Origin of the sequence: Rhizobium sp. SU303 (genome assembly GCF_021052345.1) — a bacterium.
Lineage (GTDB): Bacteria > Pseudomonadota > Alphaproteobacteria > Rhizobiales > Rhizobiaceae > Rhizobium > Rhizobium laguerreae.
The window spans coordinates 3,069,969-3,082,278 of sequence record NZ_CP088095.1 but is presented as its reverse complement, the minus strand read 5'-3'; the positions used below and the strand labels follow the sequence as shown (position 1 = coordinate 3,082,278).

11 protein-coding genes are annotated in these 12,310 nt (G+C 61.7%); 3 read left to right on the top strand and 8 right to left on the bottom strand.

Translation table 11 applies throughout. The features are described from left to right. The first annotated feature begins 26 nt into the window (after positions 1 to 26). Together RlegSU303_RS15450 and metF are read left to right on the top strand one after the other, a co-directional pair. A complete protein-coding gene (locus RlegSU303_RS15450; protein ID WP_017961326.1) occupies positions 27 to 1,052 on the top strand; it encodes an ArsR/SmtB family transcription factor in 1,026 nt (341 codons plus the stop codon). Between the two features lies 1 nt (position 1,053). After that, positions 1,054 to 1,959, top strand: coding sequence for a methylenetetrahydrofolate reductase [NAD(P)H] (gene metF / locus RlegSU303_RS15445; protein ID WP_017961325.1), 906 nt, complete (start codon positions 1,054 to 1,056; stop codon positions 1,957 to 1,959). A 480-nt stretch (positions 1,960 to 2,439) separates the two neighbouring features. Here the strand turns inward: metF and RlegSU303_RS15440 are convergent, their stop codons facing one another. The 5 genes from RlegSU303_RS15440 to RlegSU303_RS15420 form a co-directional block, all read right to left on the bottom strand. Then, the gene (locus tag RlegSU303_RS15440) at positions 2,440 to 3,345 is read right to left on the bottom strand and encodes a DMT family transporter (protein WP_131623798.1); all 906 of its coding nucleotides are present in this window, start codon (positions 3,343 to 3,345) and stop codon (positions 2,440 to 2,442) included. Positions 3,346 to 3,467: 122 nt separating this feature from the next. Next, positions 3,468 to 4,685, bottom strand: coding sequence for a lytic murein transglycosylase (locus RlegSU303_RS15435; protein ID WP_131623800.1), 1,218 nt, complete (start codon positions 4,683 to 4,685; stop codon positions 3,468 to 3,470). Between the two features lie 81 nt (positions 4,686 to 4,766). Further along, a complete protein-coding gene (locus RlegSU303_RS15430; RefSeq protein WP_131623802.1) occupies positions 4,767 to 5,564 on the bottom strand; it encodes a glycoside hydrolase family 25 protein in 798 nt (265 codons plus the stop codon). A gap of 125 nt (positions 5,565 to 5,689) precedes the next feature. Continuing rightward, on the bottom strand, positions 5,690 to 6,364 hold the full coding sequence (locus RlegSU303_RS15425; protein ID WP_131623804.1) for a class I SAM-dependent methyltransferase: 675 nt from the start codon (positions 6,362 to 6,364) through the stop codon (positions 5,690 to 5,692). Further along, positions 6,361 to 7,605: a DUF3419 family protein gene (locus tag RlegSU303_RS15420; protein ID WP_017961320.1), complete on the bottom strand. Its 1,245-nt coding sequence runs from the start codon at positions 7,603 to 7,605 to the stop codon at positions 6,361 to 6,363. Before RlegSU303_RS15420 ends, RlegSU303_RS15425 begins: the two co-directional genes overlap by 4 nt. Positions 7,606 to 7,798: 193 nt before the next feature. On the opposite strand from RlegSU303_RS15420, the gene RlegSU303_RS15415 reads away from it, so the two are divergent. Beyond that, positions 7,799 to 9,223, top strand: a complete 1,425-nt coding sequence (locus RlegSU303_RS15415; protein WP_131623806.1) for a serine hydrolase domain-containing protein — start codon at positions 7,799 to 7,801, stop codon at positions 9,221 to 9,223. 46 nt (positions 9,224 to 9,269) lie between these two features. Here RlegSU303_RS15415 and RlegSU303_RS15410 read toward each other — a convergent pair whose 3' ends face one another. The 3 genes from RlegSU303_RS15410 to RlegSU303_RS15400 all read right to left on the bottom strand — a co-directional run bounded on the left by RlegSU303_RS15410 (position 9,270) and on the right by RlegSU303_RS15400 (position 12,241). Continuing rightward, positions 9,270 to 10,211: a lytic transglycosylase domain-containing protein gene (locus RlegSU303_RS15410; protein WP_131720220.1), complete on the bottom strand. Its 942-nt coding sequence runs from the start codon at positions 10,209 to 10,211 to the stop codon at positions 9,270 to 9,272. Positions 10,212 to 10,336: 125 nt separating this feature from the next. Then, on the bottom strand, positions 10,337 to 10,972 hold the full coding sequence (locus RlegSU303_RS15405) for a LysE family translocator (protein WP_017961316.1): 636 nt from the start codon (positions 10,970 to 10,972) through the stop codon (positions 10,337 to 10,339). Between the two features lie 57 nt (positions 10,973 to 11,029). Then, the gene (locus RlegSU303_RS15400) at positions 11,030 to 12,241 is read right to left on the bottom strand and encodes a pyrophosphate--fructose-6-phosphate 1-phosphotransferase (protein ID WP_020050848.1); all 1,212 of its coding nucleotides are present in this window, start codon (positions 12,239 to 12,241) and stop codon (positions 11,030 to 11,032) included. Positions 12,242 to 12,310 lie beyond the last annotated feature (69 nt).

The following is a 12,310-nucleotide window of genomic DNA, read 5'->3' as shown; positions in this document are numbered from 1 at the left end:
ATCTTTATATCTTGATTGGATCGAAGATGAGCGAACCCTTGAAGCTTGGACTGGATGCGCTGGTGGACGTCTTGAAGGCGGCCGGCGAGCCCACGCGCCTGCGTCTTCTGGCGCTTCTTGACGGCGGCGACCTGACGGTGACCGATCTTACCGAAATCCTCGGCCAATCCCAACCGCGCATCTCCCGCCACCTGAAGCTGCTTGGCGAGGCCGAACTGATCGAACGCTACCAGGAAGGGGCCTGGGCCTATTTCCGCCTCAAGCAGGACGGCAAGGCGGCCCTGCTGGTGCGGGCGCTGCTGAAGCATGTCTCCGAGAACGATCCGACCATCCTTCGCGACGGCGAGCGGCTTTCGCAGGTCAAGCGCCAGCGCGCCGAGCGGGCGCAGGCCTATTTCAGCCGCAATGCGGCTGAATGGGACGAGCTTCGCCGCCTGCATGCCGCCGACGAGGAAGTCGACGCCGCCGTCATCCGGCTGCTCGGCAACCAGCCGATCGATTCGCTGCTCGACCTCGGTACCGGCACCGGCCGCATCCTCGAACTCTTGTCCGGGCTCTACCGCCGCGCGACCGGCGTCGATGCCAGCCGCGACATGCTGAGCGTGGCCCGCGCCAATCTCGACAAGTCCCGCATCACCAAGGCCACCGTGCGCCACGCCGATATCCTGAACCTGCCTTTCGAGGGGCAGGATTTCGATCTGGTGACGATCCATCAGGTGCTGCATTTCTTCGATCAGCCAGAGATTGCGATCGCGGAAGCGGCGCGCATGCTCCGGCCGGGCGGCCGGCTCGTGGTCATCGACCTTGCGCCGCACACGCTCGAATATCTCCGCGACGAGCATGCACATGTCCGCCTCGGCTTTTCGCACCAGGCGATGTCCGATTGGTTGCGCAAGGCCGGGCTCGACGTCGAGCAGGTCGTCGATCTTCATCCGGGTCAGCAAAGCGGGCAGGGATTGACGGTCACCGTCTGGCTCGCGCGCGATCCGAGGCGCCTCATGGCTTCGCAGACAAGCGAAGGCGCCGAACCTACATTTGCCGGGAGGGTATGACATGGCTTTGAAAAACGAAGCACGCGGCCGCAACGACATTAGAGTCTCTTTCGAATTCTTCCCGCCTAAATCGGAGGAAATGGAAGGCCAGCTTTGGCACGCCGTTAGCCAGTTGCAGGACTGGGATCCGGATTTCGTTTCGGTGACCTATGGCGCCGGCGGCACCACCAAGGCGCCGACACTCTCCACCGTCACCCGCTTCCTTTCGCAGACGCCGCTTGCCACCGCTTCGCATCTCACTTGCGTTGGCGCGACGAAGGAGGAGACCCATCAGGTGGTCGACACCTTCCGCAAGGCCGGGGTGACGCATTTCGTTGCGCTGCGCGGCGATGCGCCCGGCGGCGCGGGCGCGCCCTACCAGCCACATCCCGGCGGTTATGCCAATGCTGCGGAGCTGGTGGCCGGCCTGAAGGAAATTGGCGATTTCGAGATTTCGGTTTCCGCCTATCCGGAAAAACACCCGGAAAGCCGTGATACGGCGGCCGATATAGACATGCTGAAGCGCAAGGCCGACAATGGCGCCGACCGGGCACTGACGCAGTTCTTCTTCGACAACGACAATTTCGAGCGCTACCTGGAGCGGGTGCGCGGCGCCGGCATCTCGATCCCCGTCGTGCCCGGTATCATGCCGATCCAGAACCTGACGCAGCTCAAGCGCTTCGCTGGAGCCTGCGGCACCATCATCCCCGCCTTCCTCGACGAGCGCTTTGCGGGCTTCGACGACAAGCCCGAGGAGCGGGCGAAGGTCGCAGCCGAAGTCGCCGCTGAACAGATCGAAGATCTCGTCCGGCGCGGCATCCATGATTTCCATCTCTATACGATGAACCGTGCTCCGCTGGTTTCCGCCGTGCTCGACAATCTCGGCTTCTCCCGCCGGCAAACAAAAAATGCTGGCGCAGCCGCCTGATCTTTGCGCGTCTGAAAGACGCGCGGCGCTGTAAAAGTGAAAAGCGCATGTCGGGCGGGACATGCGCTTTTTCGTTGGCGGATTGATCAGTTGTTCGGGAGTTTAGGCACTATCAGTCATTACACTTTCGTCGGCCAGCTCAGATGAAGAGCATGGACAAGACGAAAGCAAACGCTGCACTGACCAACAGAACATTCAAGGATTGCGTGAGTCCCATGTCTGTCTCCTCGCGTTAACCGGCCAATAATATGTCTGAAATATGTCGGTTGGGAAGCAGATCTTATGCTGCGCTGCAGAAGGGTTCAGTGGATAAGTCGAATAGCGTTTCGGCAAACATTTGAAATTATTTGTTAATTTGCAACAAATTTTTGTTCACAGATTTTAACATGCCGTTAAATCGGGCGATTGCGCATTTACCTATGCGCCCAAAACATGGCGGGATCGCAACCGGTTGAAAACATGTGGAATTCGCAACCGGTTTCAGGCGGCCTTGGCCAGCAGGCGATAGGCGCGGCCGTCGAGAATGACCAGGCCGAAACCGATTAGCGCCATGCCGGCGAACTCGCCAAGCGCCAGCCTTTCGCCAAGGAAGAGCACGCCGAGAAGGATAGCGCTCGGCGGCACCAGCAGGGTGACGAGCGAGGTATTGGTGGCGCCGGCCGCGGCCATGATCCGGAAATAGAGGATGTAGCCGAAGGCGGTCGACAGTAGCGCCAGTGCCAGAATGGCGAGCAAGGCATCGAGCGGCGGTGCTGCAAGCGCCCAGGGACGGTCGGCTAGCAGCGACAGCGGCAGCGCAATCAGCGAAGAGGCGGTCAACTGGCCGGCTGCGGTAACAGGGGCGGGAACATTCTTGAAGCGTTTTCCGTAAGTGGCGGCGAAACCATAGGAGATTGCGGCAAGCACGGGAAGAAGCAGCGCCCAGAGCGGGGCCTGGCCACCGGCCGAAATGCCGGGGCCGATCAGCACGATCGTTCCGGCCAGGCCGACGAGGCAGCCGGCGATCTTTGCCGGCGACAGCTTCTCGTCTGAGGTGAAGTAATTGGCGATCAGCACGGTCCAGATCGGCGTTGTCGCATTCAGGATCGCCGCCAGACCGGCGCCGATGCGGGTCTGGCCGAAGAAGATCAGCGCATGCGGCAGGGCATTGTTGATGAGGCCGAGGATCAGGAACTCACGCCAGCGGGCCTTGAGGATCGCATAGAAGTCGAAACGGCCGGCGATATAGATATGCAGCGCCAGCGCCGCGAGCAGCAGCCTGAAGAAAACGAGGGTCAGCGGCGGCACGTGGTGGACGGCAATACGGGCAAAGAAGAAGGAGCCGCCCCAGATCAGGCCGAGCAGGACCAGCAGAGCCCAGGTCCAGGCATTCATTCTGCTGTCCATGCCGATTCCTCCACCGCAAGCCGTTTTGCCGAAAACGGTTTTCGGTTTCATGCTTTAGCGCAGGTGGCGGATCGCGCCACCCGTTTCTTGCGAAGCGGGCGGCGGTAAAATGTCAGTGGGGATTAGAGGGCGTTGAGAAGGGCAGGCGTCGCCCAGCCGTCGGCCGGCATGCCGAGGCGCTTCTGTTCCTTCTGGATCGCGACTCGCGTGCCGGAGCCGAGGATGCCGTCGATCTCGCCGACATCATGGCCGAGCGACTGCAGCTTGGTCTGCAGCGCCTTCATCTGGTCGCTGGCAAGCCCCTGTTCCGGCACGCCCTTGAGGTACGGCTCGGCGCCCGAAAGGCGCGTTCCGAAATAGGCGGCCGAGGTCGTGTAGATGAACGACTTGTTCCATTCGAGATAGATCTTGAAATTGGGATAGGCGATGAAAGCCGGTCCCATGCGGCCCTGCGGCAGCACGAGGTCGCCTTCGAGATCGCCGAAAGCTGTATTGCCGTCGCGCGGCTTGACGCCGAGTGCGAACCATTCGGCGGCCTTCATCGTGCCGCCAAGACCGGATTTCTCGAAGGGCAGGTTATTGGGCAGGGTCACTTCCTGCAGCCAGGGCTGGCCGCGCTCGAAGCCGAGATGCTGGATGAATTTCGCTGCCGTCAGGATGGCGTCCGGGCTGCTCTGTTTCAGGCGGACATGGCCGTCACCGTCGCCATCCATGCCATAGGCAATGATGTCGCGCGGCAGCATCTGCACCTGGCCGATCTCGCCGGCCCAGGCGCCGGTATTGGTGGCGGGGTCGAGGTCGCCATGCTGGACCATCTCGATAAGGGCGATCAGCTGCGGACGGAAGAGTTCCGGGCGGCGGCAATCATGCGACAGCGTCACCAGGGCGTTGCGGGTGTTGAAATCGCCCTGGACGGCGCCGAAATCGGTTTCCATCGCCCAGAAGGCGGTGATGACGCCCGGGGGGACGCCGAACTCCTGCTCGGCGCGGGCAAAGACGTCGGCATATTGCTTCATCTTCTGCCGGCCGATGTCGAGGCGGGCCTGGCTGACGGTGCGCTGGGAGAATTCGAGGAAGGTTTGCTTGAAGACGCCTTGGGCGCGATCCCGGCTCAGGACCTTGGGGTCGATGTCGGCGCCGGCGAAGGCCTCGTCGGCGGCTGCCGCACTGGCGCCGGCTGCGACAGCATCTTTCTTCACGCCTTCGAGGAAGGCGGACAGATCGCCGCCGCAGGGCGCTGCCGGGACTGCGCCCGGCGCCTGCTGGGCGACCGCGCCGCCTGCGAGGGCGAGGGCAAACAGAAGGGCGAGTGCAGAGCGGCTTGCGAGCGAGCGGTGCATGGATGCGGTCCTTATATCAATCAGATTGCCGTCGCTTTCACAGACGAATGTGACGGAAGCAAGAAACATCGCAAGACGTTACTAAGAATTTCTATCCTTGGAAACGGCCGCTACCCAATTGTTCCAGTTCTTTGCGCTGCCGGCAAAGACGTTGATATCGGTCGGCCCACTGATACCGGGAATAACGCCGGTTGAGGTGTATTGCCAGAAGGCCCAGCGGCGGTCGGAGTAGGTCACCTCGGGGTGTTTTGCCACCGAACGGACCCAGAAATGATAATCCTGGAAGTAGCCGGCGAGATTTTCGCGGTGGAAATCGACCGAGGTGTAGATGATCGGGCGCTTGCCGTAATAGGCCTCCAGCCGATCCATGAAACGCTGCATTTCGGCGCGCACCGTTTCAGCGTCGGGACGGTAGCGGCAGGTCTTCGATTCGGCGTTCCATTCGACGTCGAGCACCGGTGGCAGGCGCATGGCCTGCTTCGGCACGTTGCGGATGAACCAGTCGGCCTGCTGATCGGCGGAGGAGCAGAAATAGTAGAAATGATAGGGAGCGTGCGGGATGCCGGCGGCGCCAGCCTCTCGCCAGTATTCGTCGAAGCGCGAATCGACCCTGTCCTTGCCTTCGGTGGCCTTGATGAAGGCGAAGGCGACGCCGGAATTCTTCACCGTGCCCCAGTCGATATCGCCCTGCCATTTGGAAATATCGATGCCGTGCACCGGATTCTGTTGCGGATGCTTCGCTCCGAAATTCTGGGGATCGGTGTCCTTGAAGCGCGTTTTCGGCTTGATCGAGGCCGTTTCGAGGTAGTCATAACCGGAGGAACTGCAGCCGGCCAAAAGGACGGCCAAGGGCAAAACGCAAAACAAAAGCCGGCGCATGGGCGTCCCGTCGTAGCTCGAATGATCTCTTTGCCCCACAACCTGACCTTCGAAAAAGACGAGTCAGCAGAGGATAACCCTCTTTTCACCATATCAACGTAAAAAATCGGTTAGTTTCAAGCGAATTATGAGCGCTTGCTGATAATAGCTGCCCGCCAGGCATAACCGCCGCCGACGGTATCGAACAACAATGTCGCGTTGTTTTCATGGGCTTGCGCTTCCAGGACCTCACGCAGATCGGGGCGCGGGGTGACGTGGAATTTCGCAAGCCAGGACTGCAGCATGCGCCGGAACCAGCCCGGCAAGCCTTCCTGCTGGCCGAAATCGACGATGTGTAGCTGGCCGCCGGGATTGAGGGCGGCGATCGATGCATCGACGGCGCGCTCCCAGTCCGGGATCATCGACAGGGCATAGGAAATCAGGATGCGATCGAAGCCGCTGACGCCGAATTCACGCGGTGTGAACGCCGTGGCGTCGGCGACGCGGAATTCCGGGATCGTCGCCTTGGTGGCAAAGGTCTTGTGCGCCGAAATCAGCATCTCCTGGGAAATGTCGAGGCCGAACAGCTTGGCGGTCGGGAAATGTCTGTGGGCGAAAGCCATGTTGCGCCCCGTGCCGCAGCCGACTTCAAGCAGCGTGCCGCCTTCGGGCACGTCGAGATTGAGGATCGTGCTGTCGCGGCCGAGAAGATAATATTTGCGGGTCAGGTCGTAGATATGGCGCTGGTAGCGGTACATGCCATCCATGAGGCTGGCATGTTCATCGCTCTGTCCTGCCGTCTCGGTGCCGACCTTGCTCACGCCTTCTTCCCGTAAATGTGGAAGCCGCCGTAGATTGCCGAGCGATCGAGCGCAGTCAGTTCACGCGACTTCTCTTCGAAGTAATCCCATTGGTCGCGGATCGCCGGAGCCAGGCGGCCTTCGATGATGCTTTTTTCGGCGGCGGTGCGGAAGATCACGCGGGCGCCTTCGCGCGCCGTGCGGGTGATTTCCGTCCAGACGTCGTTCAACTGCTCGTCCGTCATCCAGTCCTGTGCGTCGAGCAGGATGTAGCGGTCGCGTGAGGCGGCCGGCTCGCGGGCCAGAAGCTCGGTGAAGCTTGCGTGGTGAACGTTGACGCGATCGACATTGGCGCGGATTACTTGATAGTGCTCCGACTTCAGATAGGTCGGCAGCGGGCCTTCCTCTTCGGTGCCGTAGCGGCGGCCGAAGGCCTGCCAGGCAAAATAGTTGTCGCTCATCGGGAAATGACAAGCGAGCTTTTCCAAGCGGTGCTTCAGCACTGGCGCGATCGAATGATCGGCGGCAAGGCTTGCAAGTTCGTCATATTGCTGCGGCGGAATGCCGAGGCCGAAGAGCGAGCTCTTGCGGCCGGTGATCCAGCGCACGACCGGCTTTTCGAAGAGCGGCGCGATCTGCTCGTCGAAGAACTGGCGCTGCTCGCGGATCGAGCGGGTCTTGGTCATCTCGCGCAGCTTGACGCCATGCAGGCGGGCAAGAAGGTGGGCGGCGCCGATGAAGCGACCGAGCAGACCCGTTTCGTAAATGTTGCGGTCGAAGACTGTGACGCGGCGACGGCCGAACTTACGGCCGTTCCAGTAGCTGCGGGTCGCCTCATCGAGACGGGCGGCGAGATGCTGGTCGTAGGCGCGGCTGTTCGACTTCTCGTTCGGCATTGCCAGGAAGCGGACGAGATCGGCATGGCCGGGAAGGTGCTTGAAGGCGGCAAGCTTCAGGCGGTTCAGCGCGATGTGGTGCGGGTTGAGATCGACGACGTCGATCGAGGCCGGCGCTTTGGAGAGATAGGCGAGCATGTTGCAGCCGCCGGAGCCGATGGTAACGATGCGATGGTTTGGCTTGAGCTCCATCGCCTGCATGTCGAGATCCGGATCCTCCCAGATCTGCGGATAGACGAGGCCGGAGAAGAGAAGGCCGAAGAGACGCTCGGAAAAGCCATCCTTCGAAAAAGCCTTATGGCGGAGAAGGGCGTCTTTGAGTTTCCGGTTCTTGCGGAAGCCGGCATCCGGTGCAAATTCTGACATGAGTCTGTCACCTTTTTAGCGTTCAGGGCGTGTAGCGCGCCACTGCTACAGTTTGATGACGTGGGCTGTGGGCGCGCGCCGTTCGAAAACATCAAGCTCCTCGGAAAGTGATCGAGGCGACGGATCTTCTTCGCGCCGCCCCCTTTCCGGCAGACGGAATTCCTGCTTCTCTCCGGGCATTCGGAGGAATGCCATGCGATTTGTCCTGCGTGTCTTGAAGACGCTTGCTCTCCTTCTCGTTCTCTTCGTCGTTGCCGGCGCCGCCTGGTTGTTCGTCAGGCCGCCGGAGCTCCTGCGTGTCGGGGACGGCTATGCCGCCAAGATTGTCTGTTCCAACGTCTTCATCGCCGGGCGCAACGCCGAGGACGTGCTGGAGGACGATGTGCAGGCGCCGGGAAATCCGCTGCTGCGGCTTGTGCGCGTCAGTGTCGACCGTGACAATGGCCGAGTGACGGCTCGCTTCATGGGGCTGTTTGCATCGAGTTATGCGCTCTATCGCGGCGGGCTCGGCTGCACGAGTGTGCCGGATGGCGATTTCGAGGCGGCGGCGAATGCCGTGCCTTTCGACGCGCCGGCCAAGATGGAAACGAACCCTGCGTTATGGCCGCAGGGCGAGGGCGTCGGCGATCCCGACACGAAGGTTGCCGCTGTGCTGGCCGATGCCGGGCTTGCCGGCCCGGCCATGCGGGCGGTCGTGGTGGTGCGGGATGGTCGCATCGTCGCGGAAGCCTATGCCCCCGGATTCTCGGCGAAGACGCCGCTGATCGGCTGGTCGATGACGAAGACTGTGAATGCGGCGATCCTCGGTCGCCTGATGCTCGACGGCAAGATCTCCTTCGACGACGATCATCTGCTGGCGCAGTGGAAGCACGATGCGCGCGCCAAAATAAAGGTTTCCGACCTGCTTGGCATGGAAAGCGGCCTTGCCTTCAACGAGAATTATGGCGATGTCGCCGACGTAACGCGCATGCTCTATCTCGATCCCGACATGGTATCGCTGCCAGCCAATGCGCCGATGGAGGCAGCACCCGGCCAGCGCTTCCGCTATTCGAGCGGCACGGCCGTGCTGCTCTCGCGCATCTGGATGGACAGGGTCGGCAATGCTCAGGCGGCTTTTTCTTATCCGCACGAGGCGTTGTTTGCCCCGCTCGGCATGACGAGCGCCGTGTTCGAACTCGATGCGCGCGGCACGTTCGCCGGAAGCTCCTATCTTTATGCGACTGCACATGACTGGGCGCGCTTCGGGCAGTTTCTGCTGCAGGATGGCGTGTGGAACGGCCAGCGCCTATTGCCGGAGGGTTTTGTCGGCGCCATGCGCACCCCGACGGCTGCTTCGAACGGCCGGTACACTCAGGGCCAGGCCTGGCTCGCCCCCGGCGGCGGCTCGAGCGCCGCGTTTGGGCTGCCGGAGGATACGTTCTGGCTGACGGGGCATGACGGGCAGAGCATGGCGATCGTGCCGTCCGCCAATCTGGTCGTCGTCCGGCTCGGACTGACGCCGAGTTGGTTCGGCTACCAGCCGCGGACGATGCTGAAGGCGATCCTGGCGGCCCTGCCGCAATCGGGGGCGCCGGAACAGCAGGCCGGATCGCAACGGCAAGCCCAGCCGCAGCCATAGGCTTCGAGCGCCGCTCCAGTCATCTCTTTTCAGTAATTGCCGGGTTTCAGTAGTTACCGTGGGCGATGTCGGTCATGCCCTTGCGCTTGGCGTCGTAATAATAGCCGCGGGCGTAGAGGCGAACGGCATCGTCTTCCTTGCTGTCGGAGACGAGCCAAGCGCCGCGCAGATATTTCGCGGCATATTTGATGTTGGTTTCGGCATCGAAGAGGCCGCCCGGGGCACCGTCATAGCCCATCGACTTGGCGGTGTTGTACTTGATCTGCATGAGGCCGAAATAACCGCGCTTGTTGTAAGCCTTCGCATTGTAGCGGCTCTCGCGGTGGACGACGCGATGGAGCAGCGTCTCGGGAATTTCGTAGATTTTCGAATATTTCTGAATGAGCTTGGTGACAAAGCTCTTCTCGACCGTTGGCGCATCGTCTTTGTCGTCGTCGCTGAACATCGGGGGGGCGGTCGGCGGATCGATCGGCCCGGATTCGTCGAAACCGTAATCCATGCTGGCACGCGGCGTGGTGTCGACTGCGGCAAGTGCTGCAAGCGCGCTGTTTTGCGGTGTCGCGGCAAAGGCAAGCTGCGTCGTCGGCTGTGCCGGCGTTCCCGGACGCGGCGTCGGTACCACGGACTGAATCGCCGTCATCTCGGGCGTCAGCGGGATCTGCGCATAGGCTGCCGGCTGCATGCCTGCCTGTATGGTAAGATCGCCAGGCTGAGAGGTCGTCACGACCGGCATCGCCGTTGCGGTCAGGGAGGGGGATGTCTGTGGAATGGTGGCGCCTGCAACCGACTGACCGGCTGTGCCTTCGGCTGTCGGGATCGCGGCGAGTGTTGCATCTTCGCCGGGTTTCGGCATCGGCACGACGGTCTGGGCGGCTGTCAGTTCGGCCTGGGACGTGTATTCGACGCTCGTACATCCCGTCATCACGCCGCAGAGTATCGTCGAGACGATAAGACTGCGTTTCAGGCCGGATAATCCGATCGCTACCATTCCGCCACTTTCGTGAAATCGCGCCGCCCCGGCAGCGTATAAAAGTTACCAAAAGCCTTAAGCCTTGGTGACCCCATTAACCTATTCGTGACATTCCGGCAACCACGGAATATTTCGGAATATTTCTACGCTGCAATACGGCGATACCCGGCCGTTACGGCGCCTGCAGCGATCAGCAGAGTGCCTCCGGTTCGGTTTACGGCGCGCTGGATGCTCGCCTTGCGAATCAGGCCGCGCGCGCTATGGGCGAGAAAGGCATAGGTGGAAGCGTTGAGGATTGCGAGCACGAGGAAGGTGGCTTCCATGATCGCCATCTGCCCGAGGAAGGGCAGGGCCGGATTGAGGAACTGCGGCACGAAGGCGACGAAGAAGATGATGCTCTTCGGATTGAGGGCGGTGACGACATAGGCGTGGAGGAAAATCTTGAGCGACTTCTCCTCCGGCAGGTTGTCGTTGTCGGCAATCGGTTCGCCGATGATGGGAGCCCGCCAGAGCTTGATTCCCAGCCAGATCAGGTAGGCGCCGCCGATCCACTTCAAGACGGTGAAGAGGGTCGCGGAGGCGGCCAGGACGGCGCCGAGACCGAAGAGAGAGGCCGTCATCGCTGTGAAGTCACCAAGCGCCACGCCGCCCACCGTCGCGAACGCCGTCCGGCGCCCATGACCGAGCGCATAGGAAACGACGAGCAGTATCGTCGGCCCCGGTATGGCCAGCATGATGGCGGATGCGGCCGCAAAAGCGAGCCAAGCTTCAAGTGACATGGTGTCTCCTCCTATTCCTCAGGAACAAGCAAAGACATCATATTAACCATCCGTCAATCACGCTTCTTTGTATTTCTGGCCTATATTGTCCATGACTTCGGCAAACCATGCCGTCGAAAGGTCAAAAGCCTTGCCGCCCTTGATGCGCGGGAATTCTATAGTGCGCAATTTACCGTTCTGGCCTTCATCATGGCCGGTGACGCCGGAGACTTTATTGAGCGCGCTTTCGACGGCGAGATCGACCATGCTCTGGATCAGTCTGAGGTCATCGCCGTTGGCCGGCGCCGAGCGGGCGAAATAACCTGATTTCTGCACCAGGGAACGCTCGGCGTCGAGCAGATTGGCGAACTGCTTCTGGAACCAGGCGCCGACATTGATCGTGTCGATTTTCACATGGCCGAAAGCATCGCGCTTGACGGTCTCGCCGGCGGCTTCGCGCTCGGCGACGATGGCGTCGAGGCAGGCGCCTTCCGAGACGAAGACTGTGGCGTGGCCGTTGCGGTCCATGCTTTCCTTCAGCCGGGCGGCCTCGGCGTCGAGGTCGAAGGCCATCTCAGGCAGGTAGACGGCGTCGATACTCTTCAGGTGCGCGTCCATCATCAGGCCGTCGACATACTGGTTGCGGCTGGTGCGCTGCAGATAGGCGCGGGCGGTGGCGGCCGTCAGCCAACCGCAATGGCGGCCCATGACTTCATGGATGACGAGGGTGCGGGGGGCGGCGGTCTGCTCGTTGCCGACATTGTCGAAGAAATGCGCGCCGACTTCGGCGGCCGTCCAGGCGCCGAGCGACTGGCGGATCGGCACGACGTCGTTGTCGACAGTCTTCGGCAGGCCGACGACGGTGAGATCGTAGCCGTTGGCGGCGAGGTAGGCGGCAAGGTCGGCGGCCGTGGTGTTGGTGTCGTCGCCGCCGATCGTGTGGAGAATGGTGATGCCGTCATTGGCGAGGCGTTCGGCGGCGACCCGCAGCGGATTCTCGCCTTCCTTGACCAGGCCGCGCTTGACGCAGTCGGCGGCATTGGTGAGCTTGACGCGGCTGTTGCCGATCGGCGAGCCACCGTAGCGGTGCAGCAGCGGCGCCTTTTCGCGCATCGCGCGGCTGATCTCGATGCTGTCGCCGAGGAGCACACCCTGGTAGCCCGACTTGTAAGCGACGATTTCGAGTTCGGGCGCGACGTCGCTATAGCGTTCGATAAGGCCGCCGACGGCGGACGAAAGACAGGGCGCCAGGCCTCCGGCGGTCAGCATTGCGACTTTCTGTTTGGCCATGATTCCTCCTAGGTGTTTCGGTGCGGCAGCGTTAGCTAGCGCATGGATGCGGCAGGGGAAGGGCCCTGT